19 protein-coding genes and 2 pseudogenes are annotated in these 24,430 nt (G+C 61.4%); 12 read left to right on the top strand and 9 right to left on the bottom strand.

Annotated elements, in window-relative coordinates:
- Window positions 1-10 precede the first annotated feature (10 nt).
- The 5 genes from ureE (at window position 11) to GUV69_RS14170 (ending at window position 3,842) form a co-directional block, all read left to right on the top strand.
- Entirely contained in the window at window positions 11-496 is a 486-nt protein-coding gene (ureE, locus tag GUV69_RS14190) for an urease accessory protein UreE (RefSeq protein ID WP_164203463.1), read from the top strand.
- A 97-nt stretch (window positions 497-593) separates the two neighbouring features.
- Window positions 594-1,262, top strand: coding sequence for an urease accessory protein UreF (locus tag GUV69_RS14185; protein WP_164203460.1), 669 nt, complete (start codon window positions 594-596; stop codon window positions 1,260-1,262).
- Window positions 1,263-1,287: 25 nt separating this feature from the next.
- Window positions 1,288-1,905: an urease accessory protein UreG gene (gene ureG, locus GUV69_RS14180; RefSeq protein WP_164203457.1), complete on the top strand. Its 618-nt coding sequence runs from the start codon at window positions 1,288-1,290 to the stop codon at window positions 1,903-1,905.
- A complete protein-coding gene (locus GUV69_RS14175) occupies window positions 1,902-2,786 on the top strand; it encodes an urease accessory protein UreD (protein ID WP_164203454.1) in 885 nt (294 codons plus the stop codon). Before ureG ends, GUV69_RS14175 begins: the two co-directional genes overlap by 4 nt.
- On the top strand, window positions 2,787-3,842 hold the full coding sequence (locus GUV69_RS14170) for a HoxN/HupN/NixA family nickel/cobalt transporter (RefSeq protein WP_164203451.1): 1,056 nt from the start codon (window positions 2,787-2,789) through the stop codon (window positions 3,840-3,842). It abuts the gene before it with no gap.
- On the opposite strand, the gene GUV69_RS14165 is transcribed toward GUV69_RS14170, so the two are convergent.
- The 3 genes and pseudogenes from GUV69_RS14165 to GUV69_RS23695 all read right to left on the bottom strand — a co-directional run.
- Window positions 3,802-4,506: an alpha/beta fold hydrolase gene (locus tag GUV69_RS14165; protein WP_164203448.1), complete on the bottom strand. Its 705-nt coding sequence runs from the start codon at window positions 4,504-4,506 to the stop codon at window positions 3,802-3,804. The genes GUV69_RS14170 and GUV69_RS14165 overlap by 41 nt on opposite strands.
- Before the next feature lie 481 nt (window positions 4,507-4,987).
- Window positions 4,988-5,308 (bottom strand): hypothetical protein, encoded by a 321-nt coding sequence (locus GUV69_RS14160; protein WP_244292728.1) that lies wholly within the window; start codon window positions 5,306-5,308, stop codon window positions 4,988-4,990.
- Window positions 5,309-5,513: 205 nt separating this feature from the next.
- Window positions 5,514-5,735, bottom strand: a pseudogene (locus GUV69_RS23695) (DUF7973 family transport facilitator); the annotation flags it as partial.
- Between the two features lie 787 nt (window positions 5,736-6,522).
- On the opposite strand from GUV69_RS23695, the gene GUV69_RS14155 reads away from it, so the two are divergent.
- The 6 genes from GUV69_RS14155 (at window position 6,523) to GUV69_RS14135 (ending at window position 14,407) form a co-directional block, all read left to right on the top strand.
- Window positions 6,523-7,560 (top strand): substrate-binding domain-containing protein, encoded by a 1,038-nt coding sequence (locus tag GUV69_RS14155; RefSeq protein ID WP_164203445.1) that lies wholly within the window; start codon window positions 6,523-6,525, stop codon window positions 7,558-7,560.
- Window positions 7,561-7,585: 25 nt separating this feature from the next.
- Entirely contained in the window at window positions 7,586-9,169 is a 1,584-nt protein-coding gene (locus GUV69_RS14150; RefSeq protein WP_164203442.1) for a sugar ABC transporter ATP-binding protein, read from the top strand.
- Window positions 9,166-10,353 carry a sugar ABC transporter permease gene (locus GUV69_RS14145; RefSeq protein ID WP_164203439.1) on the top strand — a complete coding sequence of 396 codons (1,188 nt, stop codon included), beginning with the start codon at window positions 9,166-9,168 and terminating at the stop codon, window positions 10,351-10,353. Before GUV69_RS14150 ends, GUV69_RS14145 begins: the two co-directional genes overlap by 4 nt.
- Complete coding sequence (locus GUV69_RS23690; RefSeq protein ID WP_488759612.1) at window positions 10,328-10,795, top strand: N,N-dimethylformamidase alpha subunit family protein; 468 nt, start codon at window positions 10,328-10,330, stop codon at window positions 10,793-10,795. The genes GUV69_RS14145 and GUV69_RS23690 overlap by 26 nt, the downstream gene beginning before the upstream one ends.
- Window positions 10,796-10,890: 95 nt before the next feature.
- A complete protein-coding gene (locus GUV69_RS14140; RefSeq protein WP_208786649.1) occupies window positions 10,891-13,110 on the top strand; it encodes a N,N-dimethylformamidase beta subunit family domain-containing protein in 2,220 nt (739 codons plus the stop codon).
- A 424-nt stretch (window positions 13,111-13,534) separates the two neighbouring features.
- Complete coding sequence (locus GUV69_RS14135; RefSeq protein ID WP_164203434.1) at window positions 13,535-14,407, top strand: Gfo/Idh/MocA family protein; 873 nt, start codon at window positions 13,535-13,537, stop codon at window positions 14,405-14,407.
- Window positions 14,408-14,542: 135 nt separating this feature from the next.
- Here GUV69_RS14135 and GUV69_RS14130 read toward each other — a convergent pair.
- Window positions 14,543-14,653: pseudogene (locus GUV69_RS14130) on the bottom strand (IS481 family transposase); the annotation flags it as partial.
- A 258-nt stretch (window positions 14,654-14,911) separates the two neighbouring features.
- On the opposite strand from GUV69_RS14130, the gene GUV69_RS14125 reads away from it, so the two are divergent.
- On the top strand, window positions 14,912-16,234 hold the full coding sequence (locus GUV69_RS14125) for an ISL3 family transposase (protein ID WP_164200960.1): 1,323 nt from the start codon (window positions 14,912-14,914) through the stop codon (window positions 16,232-16,234).
- A 284-nt stretch (window positions 16,235-16,518) separates the two neighbouring features.
- Here GUV69_RS14125 and treS read toward each other — a convergent pair whose 3' ends face one another.
- The 5 genes from treS to lipA form a co-directional block, all read right to left on the bottom strand.
- Window positions 16,519-18,828, bottom strand: coding sequence for a maltose alpha-D-glucosyltransferase (gene treS, locus GUV69_RS14120; protein ID WP_164203431.1), 2,310 nt, complete (start codon window positions 18,826-18,828; stop codon window positions 16,519-16,521).
- A gap of 851 nt (window positions 18,829-19,679) precedes the next feature.
- Window positions 19,680-20,543, bottom strand: a complete 864-nt coding sequence (locus GUV69_RS14115) for a creatininase family protein (protein WP_164203394.1) — start codon at window positions 20,541-20,543, stop codon at window positions 19,680-19,682.
- 46 nt (window positions 20,544-20,589) lie between these two features.
- Window positions 20,590-21,756, bottom strand: a complete 1,167-nt coding sequence (iolM, locus tag GUV69_RS14110) for a scyllo-inosose 3-dehydrogenase (protein WP_164203398.1) — start codon at window positions 21,754-21,756, stop codon at window positions 20,590-20,592.
- Between the two features lie 163 nt (window positions 21,757-21,919).
- Window positions 21,920-22,720, bottom strand: coding sequence for a hypothetical protein (locus GUV69_RS14105; protein WP_164203427.1), 801 nt, complete (start codon window positions 22,718-22,720; stop codon window positions 21,920-21,922).
- A 709-nt stretch (window positions 22,721-23,429) separates the two neighbouring features.
- Window positions 23,430-24,428 (bottom strand): lipoyl synthase, encoded by a 999-nt coding sequence (lipA, locus tag GUV69_RS14100; RefSeq protein ID WP_164203424.1) that lies wholly within the window; start codon window positions 24,426-24,428, stop codon window positions 23,430-23,432.
- Between the last annotated feature and the right edge of the window lie 2 nt (window positions 24,429-24,430).

The following is a 24,430-nucleotide window of genomic DNA, read 5'->3' as shown; positions in this document are numbered from 1 at the left end:
GGAGCCTGATGTGATCATCGAAAAAGTCCTTGGCAACCTGCACGAACTGCCCGCCACAGACCTCGCGGCGTACGTCGGCCTGCACCGCGAGAAGGTGGTCCTGCCCAGCGCCCAGCTGGTCAAACGGATCCAGCGCGTCACCACCGACCACGGGAAGGAGATCGGGATCAGGCTCCCGTCAGGTTCCGGCGACCTGCGTGACGGCGACATCCTCCACGTGGCCGACACCAACATGATCATCGTCTCCGTGCTGCCCACCGACGTCCTGATCATCACGCCCCGCTCCGTCTACGAAATGGGGGTCGTGGCTCATTCTTTGGGTAACCGGCACCTGCAGGCCCAGTTCTTCGACTCTTCGTCGGAGTACGGGGCCGAGGTCATGGTGTGCGCGTATGACCACACCGTCGAGGACTACCTTCAGCTCGTGGGTGTTGCCTATGCCCGCCAGGAACGCGTCATGCCTGTGCCTTTCCGCCATGCCGAGCACTCGCACTGACTCGAGTGAGCCGCTTGCGGCTCCAGCGCGTGAAGGGGGCTGTGCCCGCTTCGCGGTGCCCACCACACCGCAGCCCCCTTCACCCGCCTCCGCCGCTGTGCCCAGCTACCAGTTAGCGCTGCAGCAGTTGACTGACTCGGCGCTTCCTACGGGGGCGTTTGCACACTCCTTGGGGTTTGAGACGTACATCGACCGTGAGCTCGTTCATGACGAGGCTTCTTTTGGGGTTTGGCTTTCTGCTTTTGTGGGGCAGCAGCTTTCTTACTCCGACGGACTGGCTATTCGGTTCTTGTATGAAGGTGTTGCTGTGGGGGAGTTGGATGCTCTTTTGTCTGCCTCTCTGTTGCCTCGGCAGGTTCGGGAGGCGAGCTCGAAGATGGGCGGGCGGCTGCTGGAGATCGGGACCGAGGTTTTTCCGTCGGCGGAGCTCGCACTGTACCGGGACCTGGTGACCACGGGACGGGCTGCAGGGCATCAGCCGCTGGCGTTCGCCGTCGTCGCCCGTTCCCTCGGTGTGCCGCTGGCGGAAGCGCTCGCCGCTTACCTTTTCGCCACGGTCACGTCGCTGACGCAGAACGCGGTGCGCGCGATCCCGCTGGGGCAGAACGCCGGGCAGCGGCTGCTGCGGAAAGCGGCCGACGACGTCACTGCCGCCGTCGAGCGGATCGCGCACCTCACGCCGGACGATTTCGGGGCGCTCAGCCCCGCGCTGGAAATTTCGCAGATGCGGCACGAGCGGCAGCGCGCCCGAATGTTCATGAGCTAGCTGTGCATTTCACTGAGGAGGACACATGACTGAACCCATCAAAATCGGCATCGGCGGACCGGTCGGGGCGGGCAAAACCCAGCTCGTGGAGCGGCTCACCCGCCATATGAGCCGCGAGATCTCCATGGCCGCCATCACCAATGACATCTACACCATCGAGGATGCCAAGATCCTGGCCGCCAACGGCATCCTGCCCGAGGACCGGATCATCGGCGTGGAAACCGGCGGCTGCCCGCACACCGCCATCCGCGAAGACACCTCCATGAACACCGCCGCCATCGAGGAACTCAAAGCCCGGCACCCGGACCTGCAGGTGATCTTCGTCGAATCCGGCGGCGACAACCTCTCCGCCACCTTCAGCCCCGAACTCGTGGACTTCTCCATCTACATCATCGACGTGGCCCAGGGCGAGAAAATCCCCCGCAAAGCGGGCCAGGGCATGATCAAGTCCGACCTCTTCATCATCAACAAAACCGACCTCGCCCCCCACGTCGGCGCCGACCTCTCCGTGATGGAAAGGGACTCACGCGAGTTCCGCGGCACCAAGCCCTTCTGTTTTACCAACCTCAAGACCGACGAAGGGCTCGACGCCGTCATCGACTGGGTGCGGCGGGACGTCCTGATGCTCGACCTCGCGACATGAGCCAAACCAGTTCCGCTGTCATCTCCCCGGCGCCCGAGGGTCGCCCAGTTAGAGGGCGGTTGGAGCTGTGCATCAAAGTCCGGGATGGTAAGTCCGTCGCTTCCACCCAGTTTCATGAGGGCGCGCTCCGGGTTCTTCGGCCACACTACCTGGATGAGTCCGGGCAGGTTTGTTATGTTCTCGTGAATCCTGGCGGGGCCTATTTGGGCGCCGATCTCTTTTTGCTTGATGTGGAGGTTGAGGAGGGGGCTTCTTTGTTGTTGACTACGCAGTCGGCGACGAAGGTTTATCGGACGCCCGGGTCTTTTGCTGAGCAGCGGATGAGCCTGCGGCTGGGGGAGGGGGCCCGGCTGGAGCTGATGCCTGATCAGCTCATTGCTTACCGAGAAGCCAGCTACCGGCAGAACACGCACATTACGGTGCGGCCGGCGTCGAGCCTGGTGATGGCTGAGGTGATCACCCCCGGGTGGTCGCCGGACGGGGCGTCGTTCAAGTACGAGGAGCTGCGGCTGCGTAACGAGATTCACGTTGAAACCGACGGCGGGACGGAGCTGCTTGCCCTGGATAATCTGCTGATCCGGCCGCCGCTGAACGATGTCACCGGGCTGGGCTTTATGGAGGGTTTCAGCCACCTGGGCTCGCTGGTGGTGGTGGACACGCGCGTAAACCAGGCGCTCGCCGACGAGCTCCACGCCCTGACCGCTGGCCACGACGCCCACACGGGAATCTCCCTCACGCGCACCGTGGCCGGAACCACCGGGCTAGTGCTGCGGGCACTGTCCAGCAGCACGGGGGAACTGAACAGCCTGCTGGGCGCGTGCACCGCGCTGCTGCGGGACCGCTGGCACGGGCAGGCGCCCCTAAACCTGAGGAAGTACTGAATGACTGCGCTGACCCGGTTCGCCGTGATGTACCGCGAGCGGGACTCACTGCCGGTCCGGACCCGGCTGCTCTTCACTTTCGGCGCGGTGGCCGCACTGCACTTCGCCGCCGTCGTACTTCTGTTCGGCGGAACCGCAGGGGGCGGCCAGCCGCTGGCACTTGGTCTGATTCTGACTGCCTATTTGGCCGGAGTGAAGCACAGCTACGACTGGGACCACCTGGCCGCGATCGATAACTCCACCCGGAAGTTCGTGGCCCAGCGGCAGGATCCTGTCAGCGTGGGTTTCGCGTTCAGCCTGGGGCACAGTTCGGTGGTGATCCTGGCCGGCATCCTGGTGGTGGCCGGCGCCAGCCTGGTGGGGCAGTTTATGGAGGATGGTTCGGCCGGGAACCTGGTACTCGGCCTGGTCGGCAGCGGGGTTTCCGGGCTGTTCCTTTTGGCGATGGGGTTGTTCAATGGCTCGGCTTTTGTCCGCGCAACGCGCGCGTACCGTCGTGCACGTGCCGGCGGCAACGTAGACGCCGCCGATCTTGAGTCACAAGGATTCGTGGCGCGGCTCCTCACCAAGCCGCTGTCCAAGGTGCGGCGGCCGCGGAACATCTACGTGATCGGATTCCTGTTCGGGCTGGGCTTTGACACTGCCACCACCATCGGCTTGCTCGTGATGACGACGGCGGCGTCGCTGGCTGGCGTTTCACCACTCGCCCTGATCGCGCTGCCCCTCGCGTTCACCGCCGCGATGACCTTGTGCGATTCGCTCAACGGGGTGGCCATGATGCGAATGTACCGCTCCGCCTTGGACGATCCCCGGCGCAGGCTCGGCCTCAACGCGGCGGTGACCGGGATTTCCGCGCTCTCGGCTCTGTTCATCGCCGCGATCACGCTGGGTGGATTCGTCAACACCGCGTTCGGGCTGCAGGATCCGCTCACCGCGTGGCTTGGTGCCATCGACCTTGGCGACGCCGGGCTGTTGCTCATCGCCCTGTTGCTCGCCGTGTGGGGCGCGGCCAGCCTTAAGAGGTCTGCTCCACCGCCCTCAGGATTGCCTGGCTAAGCTCGGCTGGTTTGGTGAACTGGGGCCAGTGGCCGGTGGGGAGGTCCACCAAATCAACGTCATTGATGCGGGCAAGTTCGGCGGTGAAGGGGTGTCCGGCGTCGATCCATTCGGTGAGGAGCGACGACGGGAATTCGCACGCGATCACAGTCGCCGGGACCTCGTACCGGCGGACGTCGTGCAGGCGCTGTTTGCCGTAGGCTACGCCCTTGGGCTCGGGGATGGCGCGTGCCCTGAACTTTTTGCGCAGCTCATCGGTGAGGTCCACCAGGTCGGCGTCCTCGAAGCCGTCCCACGGCGGCAAGGGCACATCGTCGCCTTTGGCGGGCAGCTCATTGTTGATGACATCGCCCTCGCCGAGCGGTCCGCTGTCCACGTAGATGTTCCGCGCAATACGGTCGGGCCGGGCGTCAGCCACGCCGTGGATCACCGCGCCCCCGCCGGAGTGCCCCACCAGAACCACTTTTCCCTCGAGGCCATCCACGACGTCCACGACGGCGGCGATGTGGTCCTTCAGCGTGATGCCGGCACGCCGTGCGTCGACGGATTCAAGGCCGGGCAAGGTCAGGGGGTGGGTCGTGTGCCCCGCCGCTTCCAGTGCAGGGGTCACCTCCTCCCACGATGAAGCGTCCAACCAGAAACCGGGTACGAGGATGATGTCCATGACGGAAACCCTACTCCGCGGTACCGACAGCGGGTAAGGAGGCGGAGCGACAAGGCGGCCCGAGCTGTGGTGTCCGCACCGGGACGACGCCTTGGCGTTTGTCCTGAGATTGGCCGGCTCCGGAAGGTATGCGGAGTCGAGCTCAGATCGGACGTGCACTGCCGAGCCAGTTCCGGGAACGAATTGGAAGGAGGGCGGCAGCCTCCAGATCGGTTCCGAACAGGCACCCGGTCACCACCGCAGGGCGAGCTTGCGCGCCGCGCGGCGTTCGGATTTCCCGACTGAAGGTAAAGATTGACGTGCGGCTCTTTGAAGGGCCTCTGTCAGGTTTGACTCTGAGACCGTTCACCGGGGGTGTAAGGGAACCGCCTTAGGGACCCTATTCTGACGATGAGTGAGCGGCTATCTGACGTCAGGTTGGGGTGTGCCCTAGCTGGACGTGGTCATGGCTTGTGGCTGGTAGTGCTCTCCGCTGGTCGGCCTAGATACTGATTCCGGCCGCGGTGAGCACCCGGGAGGCCCGTTCTATGACGGGGCGGTCTGCGAACACCAGGGCGATCGGCAGGCCGTCGCGGATGAAGTGCTGCACGGCGGCGGCGAGCTGGGCCAGTTCGTCCCGGTCGGCCCCGTGGATCTCGTCCAGCGTGATGGCCAGCCCGGTTCCCTGGGCGTCCAGCAGGCGCAGCAGGTGCTCGCCCAGCCGGCGCCATCCGGCCTGCTGTTCGGGCGCCAGTTCGGTGGTGATAGAGAACCCGGCCGCACTGATCCCTGCCGAACATGAAAACTGGTGCGTTACCCCCAAGCTGCGGCATCGGTCGCACGCGTTCCAAGCCAACGAAAGCTGACAGGAGGCCCACGAAGATGCCGAGCACCGTATTGGGCACGAACCGCTCCTGCCCCGCAATCCACCGATCCTTGTCGGTGGGGGAGTAAGCGCCCATCCGGAGGCGCCTGTGCCGTTGGGCATAAAGAGGCCGCTCTCGCCAAAGAGGACCCCGCACCGCAATCGCCGAAATAACAACCGTCAGCGCGCCTGAGTCGGTGTTGCTGCCGAACGAGGGGATCAGGGCGAGCAGTTTCTGGATGAAATAGCCAAACATGCCGAGTGCTGCTCCTACCAGGAGAACATCAGGGCGGGCGAACTTCGATAGCGGAGTGACGATATCCTTTCCGGACACTTCGCTCTTGCGTGCGACCCAAGCGGCGGCGGCCACAGCGCCGGCGAAAGAAACGTGGGGCCGAAGGTTATCTCACTGAGAACAGTCGAATTCGGGTCGGCCACCAGCGCGAGCACTCCGATGATCGCCAGTAACCCGGTAAAAATGAATGCCTGAAGCCGTCCTAGCGCGGCTCCAAAAGCCGCCACCGGCGGCGGCGAGGATGGAGAAAAAAGCTGACGTCCATTGCGGATCCTTTGCGTCAGGTCGTCGTACTGCTTGAACGGATATCTGCAGGGTCGGCTCCGCCGATCCCTACCCTGTGTGAGCAGCGCCTGAATAGACGCGGTACCGGCGGCAATGTTTCACGCCCGCCCCGAAGCATAAGGCCAGCAGCATTCAGCGTGCGTTCGATTCAAACTGGCGGGAAAGCGCCAATCATCGCGTGTTGTTCGACCTTACAACACAAGGAGTCGTATCATAGCCGCAGCCAAATATTTCGTTGTGACCGAGCAATTTGACATGCAATTGCCATCAATGCCCGGTTCTACCGGACACTATCGAAAAAATCATTGACATCCCTCACAGTGCTGTTCTAGCTTTATCGACATACCAGCGAGTTGCCACCTCCATTAGATGTTCGATATGACCGAACGCTCGTCCCCCCGTAAAACTGCTCTACGCTCCCACTTGGATGACGTCGTACCTAGTGCCGCCTTCCGGGAGAACGGCTCACACGATCTCTAGCTCGACGAAGGGCAGAAGTGCACCTTCCCCGTTCCATCGAAAGGAAGACTTGATGAGGAACTGCGCCAAGGTACGAACCCCCAGAAGGATGTGGGCCCGAATTCTCGGGTCAGTGGCCGCGACGCTTGCCGTCACAGTAGTCGCCACCGGATGCTCAGGCAGCGGTGGTACCCCCTCTGGCGGTGAAGGGAAGGAATACAAGATTGGCGTTGCCTTCCCGTCCCAAGTCCAGCGCCGATGGGCGTTCGATGCGAAATATCTGACGGATGCGGCCGCCAAAGCCGGCGACAAGACGCTAGTGCAATTCGCTAACAATGATCCCAACCTGCAGAACACGCAGGTTGAGAACATGCTTAGCCAAGGGATTGATGTGTTGGTAATTGCAGCCGTTGACGCGTCTGCCGCAGCCACGGCCGTGCAACGGGCGAAGAGCCAGGGTGTTCCCGTGATCGCCTACGACCTCGGAATCCAGAACGCGGACGTCGATCTCCAGGTGACCCGAGATAATGCCAAAGTCGGTGAGCTCCAGGCTAAGGCGGCGATCGCCGCACATCCCGAGGGCAACTTCGCAATAGTGCGCGGCGACTCGGCAAATACCGTCGCCCAGCAGATCGGCAACGAGACGGCCAAGATCCTCGGGGCTGCCGGACCGGGGGTGAAGGTCGTCTCCGACCAATGGACGCCGCGTTGGTCAACAGAGACTGCATTGTCTAGTGCCGAGAACATTCTCAGCCGCCACAACGACGAAATAGCTGCCTTCGTCGTTTCCAGTGACAACATGGCGAGCGGAGTCGTGCAGGCGCTGCGTGGCCGGAAACTCAATGGCAAGGTATTCGTTTCTGGCCTCGATGCGGAGCCAGGGTCACTGGCGCTCGTTGCATCCGGCGACCAGACGATGACGGTGTTCACAAACATACAGGAAGAGGCGGCGGCCGCCGCTGCCGGTGCTCACCAGCTGGCAGCCAAGGAGCCAGTCGCTTCGGACACCACGACCGATAACGGTCTCAAGGCGGTCCCGACCAGGCAAATCGGCGTGATGACCGTCGACAAGAGCAACCTCTGCGAGTTCATCACGAAGGTCGCGCCGCCAGGATGGGTGACCGTAGGGGACGTCTTCCCGGACAAAGCGAATGCCTGCCCAGCGGCCTGAGCGTAATGAAGCAAAGGAAGAACCCATGTCGTCACCGATCGACATCACTGATGGCTCACAGGCTGGTGGCCCTGCCGCAGACGCAGAGGGCCACATCCTCCGGCTACGCGACGTAACGATGTCATTCTCAGGCGTGACAGTCCTGTCGGATGTCACTTGGGGGCTTGCGCCGGGCAGGACTCTCGGCCTGGTCGGCGAGAACGGAGCAGGTAAGTCCACACTAATGAAGATCGTCGCCGGTATCCATCCTGCGGGGAGTTACGGAGGTGAGGTGGAGGTCGCGGGCGAGCGAGCGGCCTTCGCCCACCCGCGAGACGCACTGCGGGCTGGCGTGGTTTACGTGCCGCAGGAGCTGATGTTTTCACCTGGACTGAGTCTGGAGGAGAACATGTTCGCTGGGCGCCTTCCGCGGCGCATGGGCATTGCCGTTGACCGCGACCGGCTTCGCTGTTTGGCGGCCGATGCACTGGCCGATTTCGGCGTGGATGCCGACCCCCGTCGGCTGGCAGGGGAGTTCTCTCCAGCCACGCAGCGCCTAGCTATGATCGCTGCGGCTCTGTCGGAATCCGCGAAGTTGCTCATCCTTGACGAGCCCACGGCCTCCTTGACAGAACCCGAGTCGGAGCGTCTTTTTGAGCACGTTGCCAATTTGCACGACCGAGGGGTTAGCTGCATCCACATCACTCACCGACTCGACGAGGTGGAGCAGTATGCCCACCAGGTCGTCGTGCTTCGCAATGGGCGTGTGGCCGCCGAGCTGGAGGAAGCCCGGGGGAATCGGCCCGAGATGATCCGAGCCATGATTGGACGTGATCCCGCGACGGTGGTCCACCGCCAGTCTGGGAAACGGCACGACAGAGTTCTGTCGGTCCGCGAACTCCGGGCATGGGAAGGGCGAAACACAAAGAGCGTCCCCCGGGTCGACGGTGTCGACTTGGACTTGCATGGCGGGGAGATCCTCGGCATTTATGGGCTTGTCGGCGCAGGCCGGACGGAGATGGCTAGGGCACTCTTTGGTGCATGGTCTGGACACATCGAGGGCAGCGTGGAACTGGCAGACGGACTCGGGAGGCCGACTTCTCCGCGACAGGCAATGTCGCGTGGGATTGCGATGCTGCCTGAGGACCGAAAAGTCAACGGGATCATCGCCGGCCAGAGCGTTCGCAAAAATATGAGCGCCAGCAGCATCAGCAGGATCTCCCGAGGTGGCCTCCTCGATCGAGCGGCGGAGCAGGAGCGCAACCGCGCCTATATCGAGGACCTGGACGTACGGCCACCACGGCTGGATGTCAACATAGAGACCCTAAGCGGAGGTAATCAGCAGAAGGTTCTGCTGGCCCGTTGCTTAGCCGCTCATCCTTCAGTTCTGATTCTCGACGAGCCGACCGTCGGGGTCGACGTCGGCGCCCGTTTCGAGATTTTCCGCATTATCCGCGAGCTGACCGACAGCTCGCGCGGAGTGCTATTGATTAGTAGTGACATCGCGGAAGTCACTACGGAGAGCGATCGGATACTCGTGATGTACAAAGGCCGGATAACCGGCGAATTTGGACCGCATGCCACTCGAGCGGAGCTGATGGCTGCTGCTACGGGGGTGAGGCAGATATGACAGCTTCCCTGAAAGGGCCGCCGAGGATGTCATCCCGTCGACGTCTCGATTTGTCCCGCCTGACAGGCCCGCAGCTACTGTCCATCTCGCTCGGCCTGGTGTTCGTAGTCCTAGCAATCTTCTTCCACCTGCAGACAGGTGAAATTTTCTTCACTCCCCGTAACCTGTCGCTGTTGCTGCGTCAGGCGTCCATTGTAGCGGTACTTGCAGCTGGAGCCTGTGTGCTCATGGTGATGCGGGAGATCGATCTCTCCGCGGGTAGTTCTGTCTTCCTCTGCGGGGTGGCATCCGCCGTGCTTACCGTACAATGGGGGCTCCCAACTAGCGTCGCCGTCGTGGCGGCCATTGTCCTGGGATTGGCCCTGGGATTATGGCAGGGTTTCTGGGTAGTACGCTTCGGAATTCCGTCATTCATCGTGACTTTGGCTGGCTTGCTCGCCTTCCGCGGCATCGGACTCGTGTGGACAAATTCCTCTACGGTCGGGCCAGTCCCGCCTGAGCTCCAAGCACTCTCCGAGGCCTTCATTCCGCCGAACGGGTCGATCGGGCTGATCGTTGTTGTGTTCGTAGCAGTGGTCGGGCTCGCCCTTCGGCGCCTCGTGCTACATCGTAGTGAACCAGCGGAGATGCGCCGCGAGGACATTGTCCGTACTGCCACCCAACTGGGTGTCTTCGCCATTGGTCTGGGGCTGCTGGCCTGGGCTGCCGGCGGCTTCTTGGGCATTCCGTTTACGCTGATGTGGTCAGTAGCAGTCGGTGTTGTCCTCTGGTTCGTGATGAGCCGTAGCACATTCGGCCGCAACGCCTATCTCATCGGATCCAACCGAGAAGCCGCAGAGTTCGCAGGCATCAGTGTTAAGAAGCACATCTTCGGGGGCTTCCTCATAATGGGAGCACTCTACGGCATCGGCGGGGTTCTCCTGACGGCCCGCCTTTCCGCGGCAAGCCCAAGCAGTGGTACGAACCTCGAACTGGATGCTATCGCCGCCGCTGTGATCGGTGGGACGGCGCTCGTGGGCGGGGTAGGAACAATTCCCGGCGCAATGATCGGCGCCCTACTGCTTGCAACAATCGACAACGGCATGAGCCTCATGAACGTTTCCTCATCCGCCCAGCTGATCGTCAAGGGGCTTGTGCTGCTAGGAGCCCTAGGCATAAATGCCTACCTGCTCCGCCGCCGTTAACTTGCCCAAAACTTCGAAAGGATCTATGTCCGTGTCAGAGCAACCTGCGGCCCAGAAAGTATGTGACCCGCATCGCTACATCGACAAAGATGCTGCGCACTGGTACCCGTTCAGGGACCGCATACAGAAGCAAGCCGTGCGAGCCCTTATCACCGATGAGCTGATAGCCGAGCACGCGCACGACCCTATCGGTCGTCGGCCGAATTTCCACAGCAAAGCGTTGCAGCAAGTCCTCGGATACTTCCGCTCGCACCCTTCCGACGGCCGCTACGTCGCGTGCCGATTGGGCGGGGATGAGGTCTGGGGCATCGCTGTGACCCGTCCAGGTCTTACACCACAGACGCTGCCGGGTGCCCGGTTCGCGACGCTAGACGATGCGCGGCATGGCGCTTTCCTACACCGGGTAGCACAGCTCGAGGCGGACTTGGAGGAGGGCCGGTGAACGTGGCGGAGGGACGTCCCGTGCCGATTGGAAGTACGGTCACTGGCGGCCTAGTCGGCTACACGGACCGCCCGAATGTCGCTCAGGGAACATCCGTGCAGGTACACGTGGCGGCGGATAGCGAGTATGACGCGGCGCTGGTTCGTTTCCGAAACATCAACCCGGACCCGAACGGCGCGGGAGTGGTCATCGAGAACGTAATGCCGCTCGGTACATTCAGCGGACGGCCGCAGCGCACTCAAGCGGGCAGCTATGTCGAAGTGCCAGCTGATCCCGCCTTCGTTCCAGAAACGGGGATCACGGTACACGCCTACATTCAGGCAACCCTGCCGGATCGTGGCAGGCAGGGAATCATCTCCTGCTGGGCAGACGACCAGTCGGCGGGTTGGGCGTTGTCATTGGATGCCGATGGACATTTGGAATGGACCGTCGGTGACGGTGAGGGCGGGGTGGCGCGCGTACGTTCCGCACAGGCGTTGTTCACTCGGGTTTGGTACTCAGTTGTCACTACATACGACGCGGCATCGGGCAACCTGACGCTGCGCCAGACCGGGGTTGTAAATGGATATAACAGTCGCTTCGGGCCTGTCGTCCCGTTCGATGGAACCGGCAGTGAGCAGTCCACCAGCGGAATTCGGCTGACCGACCCCGGTGTTTCGTTGGTCATAGGGGGTCTTGCCGAGGGGGCTCCCGACACGGCGGGTCGCACTTGGGTGACTGCTGCCTTCAACGGAAAAATCGAGGCTCCCAGGGTCTATGGACGGTCATTATCCGAGGCGGAGGTCTCGGACGCACTCGCTGGAGTGTTCCCTTCGGATCCGTTGGCCCTCTGGAACTTCTCACAGGAAATCGGCCCCGAAGGGGTCGGCACCGACCGGATCACGGATGTCGCGGGTGACCATCACGGACAATGCGTGAATCAGCCCTTCCGGGGCTGCACAGGCCACAACTGGCGTGGTCGGGACGACAATTACCGGCTGGCCCCTGAGCAGTACGGGGCCCTTTGGTTCCATGATGACTCCTTCGATGACTGCCGCTGGGACTCCTCTCTCTCCGTTGATGTTCCTGGGGATCTCCAGAGCGGGGTGTATGCGGTAAGACTGCGTAGCGATGGATTGGAGGATTACGTCCCGTTCTTCGTGGTGCCTTCGCCAGGGGCACAGCGGGCCCGAGTCGCGGTCCTGATGTCGACCTACACCTACATGGCATACGGAAATGAGACTGGGCACAATCCATTTCAGGTCGGCTCAACCGGGGTCGATACAAGTGACCTTGTTTGGGCGGGGTTCCGGCCGCTCTATGAGCGCGACGTCGTGGTTCACGGACACCCCGCTCCGTGGGGGTTGTCAAGCTATGACGTCCACGCGGACGGCGAGGGCGCGGCATATGTGACTTGGCGACGGCCACTACTCACCCTGCGGCCGGGTACGATGCCCGCGTGGAACTTCCCGGCCGACCTGCAGCTCTTGCATTTTCTGGACAACGAAGGCATCGGCTACGACGTACTCACCGACCACGACGTACACAGCGAGGGCGCCGATCTACTAGGCCAGTACTCCGTCGTGCTGACTGTGTCGCATCCCGAATACTGCACCGACCGCTTCAATGACGCGTGGGAGAACTACCTTGCCCAGGGTGGGCGGGGGCTCTATCTGGGCGGCAATGGCATGTATTGGGTCACGGCTGAACACCCCGAGAAGCCGTGGGTGATGGAGATGCGCCGCGGCATTGGCGGGGACGGCGGCTGGGAAGATGCCCCTGGCGAGAGCTACATGAGCTCTACAGGAGAGCGCAGTGGTCCTTGGCGCTTCCGGGGCCGGGCGGGATACAAGATTTGGGGCACGAGCTACTGCGCGCATGGCCTTGAGCAGGGCACTTACTTCGTCCCCATGCCCGACGCGGCCGACGAACGGGTGGCTTGGATCCTCGACGGGGTACGGGATCGTGAGCGCATTGGGGACTTCGGGCTGGAGTACGGGGGTGCTGCAGGCGTGGAGCTGGACCGCTACGACTTGTCCCTGGGGACTCCACCAAACACGATGCTGCTCGCCAGCTCAATCGAACATGGCCCGTACGCGATCGTTGTCCCTGAGGATTCGGGCACCGATACGGAGACGCAAGGGGACCGTAACTACAATGTGCGAGCCGATATGACCTACTTCACCACCTCGGGAGGTGGCGCCATGTTCGCGACATCGTCGATCTCGTGGATCCATAGCCTGCCAACCGACGGCTACGACAATGATGTAGCTCGCATCACCGCGAACGTCGTGAGACGTTTCGCTGAGAAGGATCCCATCCCTCCGGTCCTCTGATGAGATAGCGTTTTAGGTCCCAGCGCGAAAGGTACTTGCACCACTAGGTGGTCCGGCCTGAACAAGGGCGGCCACCGTGACGACAAACTCGTCCGGCTTTCAGCTTTTACATGGTTCGTGGTATTAATACTGGCTTCCCGAAACCCTCCTGCACGGCAACCTGCCACAAGGGCAGGGCCAAGTATGGAAGGGATGGCCAGCTCGGACAGCCGGGGCACAAGTAAACGGTGCGGCCCGGCGAGGAGGGCAGGAGGGCACTAGCTGGAGCTCGTGCTCTCCTACATCGGCGGGAGCACGGATCGGGAGTGTATCTCTGCAGAGAGCCGCGTAGCGGGCGGCGAAGGACCTGCCGGCGCTTTGTGCGGCGTTCAGACCCTGGGCTTCATAAAAACAGAATCAAAACTCGGTTTATTGGAGGAACGTCGTGACAAAGCTTCGGATTGGCTTGGTGGGCGCCGGAGCATGGGCGCAATCATTCCATGCTCCAATGTTTGCCAATCAGGAAGAAACAGATCTGGTGGCGGTTTGGGCGCGGCGCAGTCAGTCGGCTGAAGAGCTCGCACAAAAGTTCGGCACCACCAGTGTGAGTTCCTTCGAGGAGCTCCTTGACCAGTGTGAGGCAGTGGTACTTGCAGTTCCTCCGGACATTCAGGCACCGTACGCATCGCTAGCTGCCAAAGCGGGAAAGGCTTTGCTGTTGGAAAAGCCCTTGGGGCTTGATCTGGACCAAGCGCAGCGGCTTGCCGATGACATAAATGAGGCTGGCGTAATCAACTTGGTCACTCTTACGAATCGATTCAGCCCCACCGTGCGAGAATTCGTCTCCCGCTCACGGCAGCGAAAACCGCTCGGGGCTATTGGCACGTTCATCAATGGCTCATGTCTGCCGGGCGGATTCTTTGCAGCGCCTTGGCGCAAAGAGGCTGGCGCCTTGCTCGACCTGGGACCACATGTCGTTGACCTTCTCGACGCGACCGCTGGCCCCATTGTGGACATAAAGGGACAAGGCGATCCAACGAAATTTTTCACGTTTCAGGCCCGTCATGAGTCTGGCGCGCAGAGCATCGGTTCGCTCTCGCTTGTCGCCCCGGTCCGGAGGGATGTAGCCGGTGTTCATCTCTTCACCGACGAGGGTGAGCTCTCCGTGGCGTTCAGCGGAATCGACGGTGACCCGGAGATTCTAAGGATAATTAGGGACGATCTGGTGAATGCCGTCAAAAACAACCTCCCACACGTAATTGACGTCAATCGAGCGCTTCACGTTCAGCGACTCCTGGAACAGGCGGCCAAGCCTTGAGGAGCTAGAAGTTAGAGTCCCAGAATGCCGCTGCGATCCCAGCAGGACTGTGATTCGCGAAGCCAAATCTGGCCGCAGGGAGCGGGGTTGGTAAGGGGAGTATTCCGGGCCTAGATGTATTGACCACGGATGTTAGTTGGCGCGTGCCCAGAATCCTGCTGCGGTGTCCCTTTTCTCCCCGGCCAGGATCTCGGTGCAGGCGAGCCGGGAGGGGTCATCGACAGCGTTGTGAGGAAAGCGTAGCCCCGTCGTCGGTTCGCCGTGGTGCCGGTCAGGATCCACGATCGGAGCTTAGTTGGGTCTGATTCCTACTGAGCATTCCTCAGGCGCGTCCCGGTCCCAAGGCTTGATTACGGGGCCTTCGCAGATAAGCATGGATGCGCAGTCTGAGGATGGCGCCATCGCGTAGGTATTCTGTGGTGCGGCGTGGTGCGGCAGGAAAGAGGTCAGGGCCTCTTTGAATTGGTAGCGACCAAGCAACCAAAACCAAAAAGAGACCCTGACATGAATAACTCTATGTCTTGTTCTGCTGGCCGCTGGTGCATGCGCGCGGATGCGCTGCTCGGTGTCGAGGGCGTCCACGTCAGCTCCGTCACGGCAACCAGGACTGGCCTCGTACTGGGCGTCGAAACCGGTGTGGACCTCGCCGGGTGCCCGGACTGCGGCGTCGTCGCGGTCGGCCACGGACGCCGCCAGGTCCGGCTCCATGACATTCCCTGTTTCGGCCAGCCGGTGCGGCTGCTGTGGGCCAAGCGTGTTTGGCGCTGCCCGGACCTGGACTGCCCAAAAACAACATTCAGTGAAGAACACCCGCTGGCCGGGCCGCGGGCGAAACTCACCGCCCGAGCCGCCCACTGGGCGACCGACGCGCTGCAGCGGTTCGATACCTCGGTCTCGGCCCTGGCCCACCAGCTCGGGGTCTCCTGGCACACCGTCTGGGACGCCATCAGAGCAGAAGCCACCCGCCGCATCAGGAACTCCGATCGGCTCGCCGGCGTTGACGCGCTCGGGGTGGATGAGCACGTCTGGTCACACACCGGCCCGCCGGGATCCGGCATGGTCACCGGAATCGTGGACCACACCCGCGACGAGAACGGCGTGGTGCACGCACGGCTACTTGACTTGGTTCCAGGCCGGTCCGGGAAGGCCTACGCCGACTGGCTCAAAGACCGTGGCCCCGGGTTCACCGCCGGGATCAAGACCGCCGCGCTGGATCCGTTCCGCGGCTACGCCAACGCGATCCGCGACGAACTGCCCGAAGCCATCACGGTCCTGGACGCCTTCCACGTCGTGAAACTCGGATCGGCCATGGTCGACGAAGTCCGCCGCCGGGTCCAGCAGAACACTCTCGGCCACCGCGGACGCAAGGGTGACCCGCTCTACGGTATCCGCCGGACCCTGCAGATCGGCGCCGAACATCTGACCGACAAGCAGTCCGCCCGGCTCGATGCGAAACTCAATGCCGGAGACCCCGACCACGAAGTCACCCTCGCATGGCAGTGCTACCAGAAGCTCCGCAACATCTATCACGCCCGGCCGGAGCGGGGCAGGGAACTCGTGAATGAAGTCATTGGGTCCTTCCCGTCCTGCCCAATCCCGGAAGTCGCCCGCCTCGGCCGGACACTCAAACAATGGAAAACCGCGATCCTGGCCTACTTCGAAACGAACGGCGCCTCCAACGGGCCTACCGAAGCAATCAACGGAGTCATCGAAACCACCCGCAGAATAGCCCGAGGCTTCCGCAACTTCACCAACTACCGGCTCAGATGCCTACTCGCCGCCGGCGGCCACCGGCACTACCGGATCAAACAAACCAACCATGCGTAAATGCGAAGGGCCTGATTACGAAGACGGGCAACAGATACGCCCGCCGGCTTCTCATTGAAGCGGCCTGGCACTATTTCAGATCACACAACAACCCGTCCCGGCTCATGCGCTCCAAGTTGGGAAGAAGCCAACTCTGAAGCACGGACTCACGCCCACGCCGAAAGCCGACGCACACTGTGTCGGGTTCGGGGGTGCCCTAGTCGGACGAACACTCAGCCTCTGTGCCAGATTCTGGGATCATGATTCCGGGTGCGACCCACGCCGATACTCGGCATTTGTTGCCCCTACGCTTCATTCTCGACGTTGGGCGGATCCACGATCAGCAATGCCGTCCCCTGATATGCGCCGAGCTTGATGAAGAAACTGTGCAAGTCGTCCACCTGGCCCACTGTCTTCTCGGCGAAGAGGTCATGGACCTTCGCACCAGCCTTCAGGTAAGTGGAGTTGACGCTGCTGTTGATGTCTTCACCAGAGAAATTCAGGACGGTCACCTGGACCTGCCCGGATGCTAGGCGGTGCACCATGACCAACAAACCCCGATGGGAAACGTCCGGAACGTCAAGGAGCAAGCCCGTGGCAACCCCCCATCCCTCCCGCACCTTGAGGATTTTCTGGAGCCTCCGCGCGAAGGATTGGTCGTCCTTGAGCTGTTCAGGCAGCGGACCGTAAAGACTGCGTGCGCGGGGCATCCCGGAAGCCGACACCGTGGCCTCGGCGTTGGTACCCATCAGGTCGTGGGCACCCCGGTTAATCCATCTGGTATCGCCTTGGGCTGTAAGGTCCCTTACCTGCGTCCTGTCCAGCGTTGTCATGCCCACCATGTCCCACCCTGAAAGCGCGAAGACCCCTGGCTGCAGGGCGTTGTACATCGCCAGGAGCAGGTGGGCTTCCCGCACTGTCTGGATCTGTTGGTCAGTTACGGCAGAGATGTCCTTGATGCCAAGGGCCGCAGTGATGACGCTGACTGTTGTGCAGGCAATGCCGTTGGTAGTGAAGAGTGCGTTGTACGGGCCGTTTTCGCCCGTGAGCTTGTTCCGCAGTGTGTCTTGAATGAGTTCAGTCATCTCCGCGCCGGTCAGGTCGGAACCAGCCAAGTGGAAGACATCGTCCTTGTGCCGGGTGGCGAAATGCACCAGCTCGTAGGTCAGCTCATCATGGTTCTGCAACGCGTGTACCAGCGACGCCTGGTCCACGCCGATTTGCATCGCCAGCCGCAGGGTCAGCCGCAGAAATTCCGTATCTTGGGTGACCAAGGCGTGGTGGTAACCGGGCCGGGTAATGAAATCGTAGGACAGGTCCGGACCAGTTTCGGATGTAGCCTTGATGTCATCGATCGTGAGGTTGAGTTCCTGGAATGAGAAGCCTCCCACCTTGCGCACCATGCTGCCGATGAGCTGGTTGGCTGCCTCGGATAGTGGGTGCCCTTCGGACCAACCGGGCTGTTCCTCTGCGCTCTTTTCCACGCCAAGAAAGCCGTTAGCGTCCAAACGCAGCGCCCCGGTACCTAAGTCCAGAAGCGAATGCAGTGCGTCACCCACCACCAGGCGCATGCCCGAGAAAGTTGGATCGAGCCAGTTGATCGAGGGCTGGCCGGCTTTGAAATAATGCAGATACACCCAGCGACGCTTCTGGCCGTTGGTGTCCATAATGGCCCGGGTGGCGCTCCAGTTGGTTTCCTTCACTCCGGGTTCGTAAAAAATGACCCGCTGCAACCGTCCAATAATGTATCCGGCCTTTTGGAGAGCCTTTTCCGCATGAGGGCTGATGTTTACAGAGTCCGCTCCCGACGGAACATCCGGCAGCAGGTCCCAGTCCGATTCTGGTATGTCAATCATGTGATAAATGCCGGGGTAATCCCTGTAATTCATTTCGGCCAAGCGGAAGTCGGCACCTTTGCCGGTGTGCCCTGGGACGATGTCATCGATGATGGTGCCGTCATACTCACCGGCAACGTCACACATCCGGCGGAACTCATCTTCAGAGCCGAACAGCGGATCGATAGCCATACTGATGCGGTCAAAATGGCCATCAACGCTGGGCGTTTCCGCCCATCCTTCCAGCCCACCGGCCTTCTTCACCGGCCCTGTGTGGATGGCTCTGATGCCAATTTGGCTGAACATTTTCCACAATTCCGGATCCCCGAGCGCCCCTAGGAAGGATTGCCCCGGCGCCGTCATGAAAGAGAGCGGGTAGGCCGTGAACCACACCGAGGCGCGCTCAACGGCGGCCCGCGGATTGGGGTGCGCGAATGAGTGCTGCCACATGCTCGCCTGCCCTGACAGCTGCCTGGCAAGGACATTGGCGTCGCCAAGCATTGCCTGATTCCTGAGCCACTCCACGTAGGTTTTGTTGAGCCCGTCGAGTTCCAGCGACGGCGCGTTGGCAGAGTACTGCCGTCGTCGGGCCACGGGCCGCAACGCTTTGGGCCGCGCGGGATAAAACTTTTCATCGAAGGTGATTTCCGGCGCGACTGGGGCCTCCGTTTGCTCTGTAGCTTCCGCTGCCTCCACTTCGGCCGCATCGCCGGTTTCCGCCGTCGGCTCTACTGAATCACCCTCAGAGACGGTAAGGGCAGCTTTTTCCGGTTCAGACACTGAGTTTCTCCCTCAATTCGACTTCGTTCCACTCTGCCCCCATTTATCGCTGGCCGAGCGTCGATCCATCCAGTGCAGGGGTGTCGGGGCTGCTTCTGATTTGCTCGTCATATGAAACGATCTGGTTTTCTCTGTTTGAATGATCAAATACTGCCCTTGCGGTCCCGGCCTTAGGTCGGGATATCGAGGTTGGCGTCGGAGGGCCAAGGAGCACATTCGAAAACGCAACCTCCAACCTTGCTCTTTCCGGGGAACTGGTGAAGCGGCCGACCCTTGTAAATGGGCTGACCGTAAAGTTCGGCGCACTGGTTTCCATAAGTTCGGCGATTAATCGGCGACTTGCCGTAACGGCCCTAATGGAGGACAGGCGATAGAGCGATGTTAGTCCCATTTCCGCGTGAGCTCTTTTCGAATGGATGGTGCAACTTGCCCCGGTCGATCTTTCCGTACCGACACTTAGTCTGCGAGTTTCCCGGGACGCGAATGTGTTTGTGCGTGATCCCGTTCCTGAATCATGCCGTACGAAACATCAGCAGTGAGTGTGACCGAGTAACGGCAGAAGTTATGTCGTGTGACGACTATGCCTAGTTTTCGGCCCATGGACGCCCTGAACTTTGCTGTGGTGAGCGCCCGGTCGAGTTCGAAGTCCCGCTCTTGAACAGTTGCTACAACGAAGTCTGCAATGAGCATGTCGTTCGTCATCCTAAGCCTTCTTCTATCTAATTTGCTGTCCTGTTGAGCGGACGCAAGTGAAGCTTCTGGGTCCGCGGTGCCAGGACGAGGTGCTGGAAAAGCTGGAGCGTCCAGCCATGGGTTTGGCTGGACGCTCCGTTACTGCTCATCAGGTCGGGTTAGGCTTTGAGGTCGAAGGCGCGCTGTGTGACGTTGACCTTGACGGTTTCGAGTTCGGCGATTGCTTCTGCGAGGTAGGTGGAGAAGCGGTCGAAGATCTGTTCGCCCTTTTCGGCGGTGGCGCGGAAGGGGTTGCCGATCACGCCGTGGTCGGCCATTTCATCGTGGTCCATGGGGAAGTAGAAGTATTCGTAGCCCTTGAAGGACGCGTCCGGGTTGGCGTCGTTCTTCTTGAAGCTGTCCGGCAGCCAGGCCGGGGCGTGGCCTTCGGCTGTGACGGCCCGTTCCATGTTCACGTTCTCGGGCCGGTAGGCCATCATGATGGAGGTTTCCTGTTCGCTGGCGTGCCAGCCCGGGGTTTCCTCTTCGGGGTTTTCCATCAGGTCATCAATGATGCCCAGGTAGCGCTCTCCGTAGGGCTTGAACATGCCCAGGAGTGCACCGGTTTCGTAGCGGAGGCGGCGGAAGACTTCGTCGGTGACCTTGGTGTTGGAGGTGTGGCCGTTGGCGAAGATGATCCGGTTGAAGCCGTGGTGGATCAGGGAGCGGACCGTGTCGTAGATGACGGCGCGGACGGTTTCACCGCGGAAGGTGAGGGTACCCATGCCGTTCTCGGGTTCGCGGAGGTGCTGGGGGCTGTAGCCGGTCCAGATCGGCGGGCCGTAGAGGACGCCGGCTTTTTCGGCAGCGCGCTTGGAGACTTCCATCGCGTTGTAGATGTCGGTGCCCAGCGGGCAGTGGTATCCGTGCATCTCTACCGAGCCCAGAGGAATGATGATGGTGTCCTTGCCGGAGGCCAGGTACTCCTGGATGTCCGGCGGTGCAAGGTCGGTGAGGAGCCGTGAGTGCAGTGGCTGAGTCATGTCATTTGCCTTTCGTGCGTATTGCTTTGGTTTATTGGTTTGATTTTTAGAAGAGCTGAGGTTTGACGAGGATTTTCCCGTTGCTCCGGCCCTTGGTTTCGTCAATGGCGGAGACGACCTCAGATAGCGGGAACTTTCGGGTTACTGCTTTTTCCATCTGGATCTTCCCGGATGCCATCAACGCGATGACGTTCGGGAAATCCCAGGAGCCGGAGTGGCCGACGGTTCCGTAGATAGAGCCTGCCTTCAGCTGTTGCCGGATGAGGTTCATTTCGACCGGTCGGGCATCCATTCCCACCACCGCGATTTTTCCGCCGACCCCGATGGACTCCTCAATGGTTCCCATGACCGCTTTGAAGTTTCCGGTCGTCTCCACTGCCATGGCCACGCCGTTGCCGCGGGTGAGTTCTTGGATCGTGGCAGCTACGTCGGTGGTCGCAGGGTCGAGGGTGGTCGTGGCACCCATCGCTTCGGCCAGCGCCCGGCGCTCCGGGAGCATTTCGGCAACGAACACCTGGGACGCGCCGGCGGCTGCCGCGAGGGCTGTTGCGGCGAGGCCGATGGGTCCGGCGCCGAAGACTGCCACGGCACTGCCTGGCTTGAAGCCACCGGCGCGGGTGAACATGCCTTCATAGGCGACGCTCGTTGGTTCGGTCAAGGCACCGATTTCAAGCGCTTTCTCTTCCGAGCCCACCCGCTCCGCCACAGCTGTCAGGGACCAGCAGAACTTTGCGTCCACCTTGACGTATTCAGCGAAGCCGCCATTGATGGTGAAACCCAGGTCTTCAATGTTGCGGCACTGGTTAAGAAAGCCGCCTCGGCATTCCCGGCAGCGGCCGCACCACTGGATTTCTTCGACCGCCACGAGCTCGCCGACAGCGATCTCTGAAACGTTGGAACCGACCGATACGACCTTCCCGGCGAATTCGTGTCCGATGACGACCGGGGCCTTCAGATGATAGGGAAGGAGGAGGTAGTTGTCCTCATCAGTTTCGATCATGTGAACGTCCGATCCACAGATTCCGCAGGCCCCGACCTGCACGATCACCTCGTCCGGGCCCGGAGCGCCCGGATCCTCGATGGTCTGCAGGGAGATGCTCGGATTGCGGTATGCCTGGCTGGCATTAAACGCCCACTGCCGGGCAGCGTCTGCGTCACTGATCCGGGCCCCATTACGGGGCGCCCATTCAGCTTCCAGGACGATGGCTTTCATCACTTCTCCTTCGGGGATATCCCCTGAATAAAACGGAAACAGGTCTAAGGGTTTCCAGGACGGCTGCCTCAACTGTGGGCGCACCGGTCCTGAAATGCTTCTAGGTTGCAGTCACCGTGCCACTGCCCCTGGCCTCGGCAGCCCGTACCTAACCAACGAAGTTCTACCGGACGTCAGAGGCGTCGCGAACGTCGAGGTATTCACGCATCCATTTAAGGGTTGCGGCAAAGTCCCCGACGCCGAAGGCGTCATCGAAGATCGCCGAGCCTACGGTGATCCCCCATGGCGCGAACCGTGCGATTTCGTCGAGACGCTTCGTGCTGTTGATGGATCCCGTGACGATCACTGGAGAGGGAACCTCTCGGATGAAGGTCTCGCCAAGATCTGAGGGGTCGCCGTCTGTCCATCGATAGAGTGACAAGGTCACTCCGTCTGTGCTCGAACGGACCGAGTGTGCGTCAGCCACTATCTCGGAGATCGTTCCGTGAAGCATTCGAGGGACTCCACTTCGAGCGCCACACGTGGGCAAGTAGCGGACTCCTGAACTCGACAGGAGGTCAGCGACAGATGGGTGATATGCCATGCCGATGAGGTAGTCGAGGTTCTCCGAGACAGCGAACTGCGCGGCGGCCAAGCACTCCGACTCTTCCTCCTTAAGGGATTCAAAGTGCACTGTCTTGCCTGCCTGCTTCATGTCGCGTGCTAGCAGTGCCTGCTCTTTCTGCGGGAGTCCTGTGTCTTTGAATCCCCATTGCTTGGTGGGTGCCTCAACGGCGCTATTGAAGACAGCACGAGCGTTCTCGACGGTTTTGTCGTCGTGCGTCAGCATGGCAATCAATTCGGTCATGATGCCCCTTCTAAGTTTCTTGGTCTGGACCGACTCGTCCACTGGGATGTCTGCTGTTGCGTTGGCGCAACCGTTCGTCGGCATGGTTAAGGCGGCGATTTCTTGAACTGTGATCACAGCTTCAGTGCATTTCCCTGCGCTGGGACCACAACTCCCGCCGCTGCCGCAACGCGTCAATGTTTGGCCGGATCAACAACGTCATTCCTTCTGAGTGACGCTGCTCGATGGTTCCCACCGAACGTATTTGCGTTATGTTGGAAGATTAGTACGGTTGTACCGAACAGTCAAGACCCAGTGTTGGCCCAGGGCGGACACATTAGGGAAACGTATCTGGCTGTGACGATTGGGCTTGCGCCCCAAGAGTGATCCGCCGAACGGGAGTGACCCCGCTTCGGTCGCACTGCTGGAGAAAGGACTTGCCTAGTTCGCCGTAATACCCCGGGATCCCCGGTGTAAACCGCGCATAGGGGGCGGCCGGCTGGCGGCTTCTCGGGCGCGCTGCGGGCAAACTTCGACGCATGCTTCCCTCAGGAGCGGATGGATGACGTGCTCGACGCCGTAGGCTTCGACATTCAAGTCAGTCGGGCAACGGCCGTGATGTGGGGGAAGGCTGGCTCGACTCCCAACCGGGCGAAGGCATCAGCAATTCTGCGCGCAGGGTTCGCTTCTCCAGCAGGGACATTTCCGTGCTGCTGTCGTCGGGATCGTCCGGTCTGCTACAAGAGCTATCTGTGCCTGCAGAAGAGCCTGCTTTGAACACAAGGACGCAATGCTATGGATGCCGCCTCAGAAAGCTCATGCAGGCCTCCTAAGCGGGCGAATGCCATTACCTGAGGAGTGAGCTGGCTTCCTGGCGGGTGCTGCCGGAGGACTCGATGTGGGCGAGCTCGGCGGGGATTTCCCAGCCTTTCTTGCGCATCGCGGTGGCCCAGAGCCGGCCGGCACGGTAGGAGGACCGGACCAAGGGCCCGGACATGACACCGAGGAACCCGATCTCGTTGGCCTCGTCCTGGAGGTCCACGAACTCCTGGGGCTTGACCCAGCGGTCCACCGGCAGGTGCCGCTCGGACGGGCGCAGGTACTGGGTGATGGTGATCAGGTCACAGCCGGCCTCGTGCAGGTCCCGCAGGGCTTCGGAGATTTCCTCGCGGGTCTCGCCCATGCCCAGGATCAGGTTGGACTTGGTCACCATGCCCAGGGCCCGGCCCTGGGTGATGACATCCAGGGACCGCTCGTACCGGAACGCGGGCCGGATCCGCTTGAAAATCCGCGGCACGGTCTCGACGTTGTGCGCGAAGACCTCGGGCTTGGAATCGCAGATCGCCGCGATGTGCTCGGGCTTGCCGGAGAAGTCCGGGATCAGCAGCTCCACCCCGGTGCCTGGGTTCAGCTCGTGGATCTTCCGGACCGTCTCGGCGTACAGCCACACCCCCTCATCGGCGAGGTCATCACGGGCCACACCGGTCACGGTGGCGTAGCGCAGCTGCATGGCCTGGACACTCCGGGCCACCTTCGTGGGCTCGAACATGTCCACCGGGGAGGGCTTGCCGGTATCGATCTGGCAGAAATCACAGCGCCGGGTGCACTCGGACCCGCCGATCAGGAACGTGGCTTCCTTGTCTTCCCAGCACTCAAAAATGTTCGGGCAGCCGGCCTCTTCACAGACCGTGTGCAGGCCTTCCTTCTTGACCAGGTTCTTGAGCTGGACATACTCAGGACCCATCTGGACCTTGGCCTTGATCCACTCCGGCTTCCGCTCCACGGGTACAGCGGAGTTACGCTGCTCAACGCGCAGCAGCTTCCGGCCTTCTGGTGCCAGTGTCATCA

Source organism: [Micrococcus luteus] ATCC 49442 (assembly GCF_010367585.1).
Taxonomy (GTDB): Bacteria; Actinomycetota; Actinomycetes; order Actinomycetales; family Micrococcaceae; genus Arthrobacter; species Arthrobacter luteus_A.
The sequence above is the reverse complement of the archived record's forward strand: the minus strand, read 5'-3'. Positions and strand labels throughout refer to the sequence as shown.

What these genes read in the sequence shown, in the direction of transcription:
- lipA (WP_164203424.1), bottom strand. Translation starts at nt 24,428, where the DNA reads ATGACACTGGCACCAGAAGGCCGGAAGCTGCTGCGCGTTGAGCAGCGT.
- ureG (WP_164203457.1), top strand. Translation starts at nt 1,288, where the DNA reads ATGACTGAACCCATCAAAATCGGCATCGGCGGACCGGTCGGGGCGGGC.
- GUV69_RS14145 (WP_164203439.1), top strand. Translation starts at nt 9,166, where the DNA reads ATGACAGCTTCCCTGAAAGGGCCGCCGAGGATGTCATCCCGTCGACGT.
- GUV69_RS14165 (WP_164203448.1), bottom strand. Translation starts at nt 4,506, where the DNA reads ATGGACATCATCCTCGTACCCGGTTTCTGGTTGGACGCTTCATCGTGG.
- GUV69_RS14125 (WP_164200960.1), top strand. Translation starts at nt 14,912, where the DNA reads ATGAATAACTCTATGTCTTGTTCTGCTGGCCGCTGGTGCATGCGCGCG.
- GUV69_RS14175 (WP_164203454.1), top strand. Translation starts at nt 1,902, where the DNA reads ATGAGCCAAACCAGTTCCGCTGTCATCTCCCCGGCGCCCGAGGGTCGC.
- GUV69_RS14170 (WP_164203451.1), top strand. Translation starts at nt 2,787, where the DNA reads ATGACTGCGCTGACCCGGTTCGCCGTGATGTACCGCGAGCGGGACTCA.
- GUV69_RS14150 (WP_164203442.1), top strand. Translation starts at nt 7,586, where the DNA reads ATGTCGTCACCGATCGACATCACTGATGGCTCACAGGCTGGTGGCCCT.
- iolM (WP_164203398.1), bottom strand. Translation starts at nt 21,756, where the DNA reads ATGAAAGCCATCGTCCTGGAAGCTGAATGGGCGCCCCGTAATGGGGCC.
- GUV69_RS23690 (WP_488759612.1), top strand. Translation starts at nt 10,328, where the DNA reads ATGCCTACCTGCTCCGCCGCCGTTAACTTGCCCAAAACTTCGAAAGGA.
- GUV69_RS14115 (WP_164203394.1), bottom strand. Translation starts at nt 20,543, where the DNA reads ATGACTCAGCCACTGCACTCACGGCTCCTCACCGACCTTGCACCGCCG.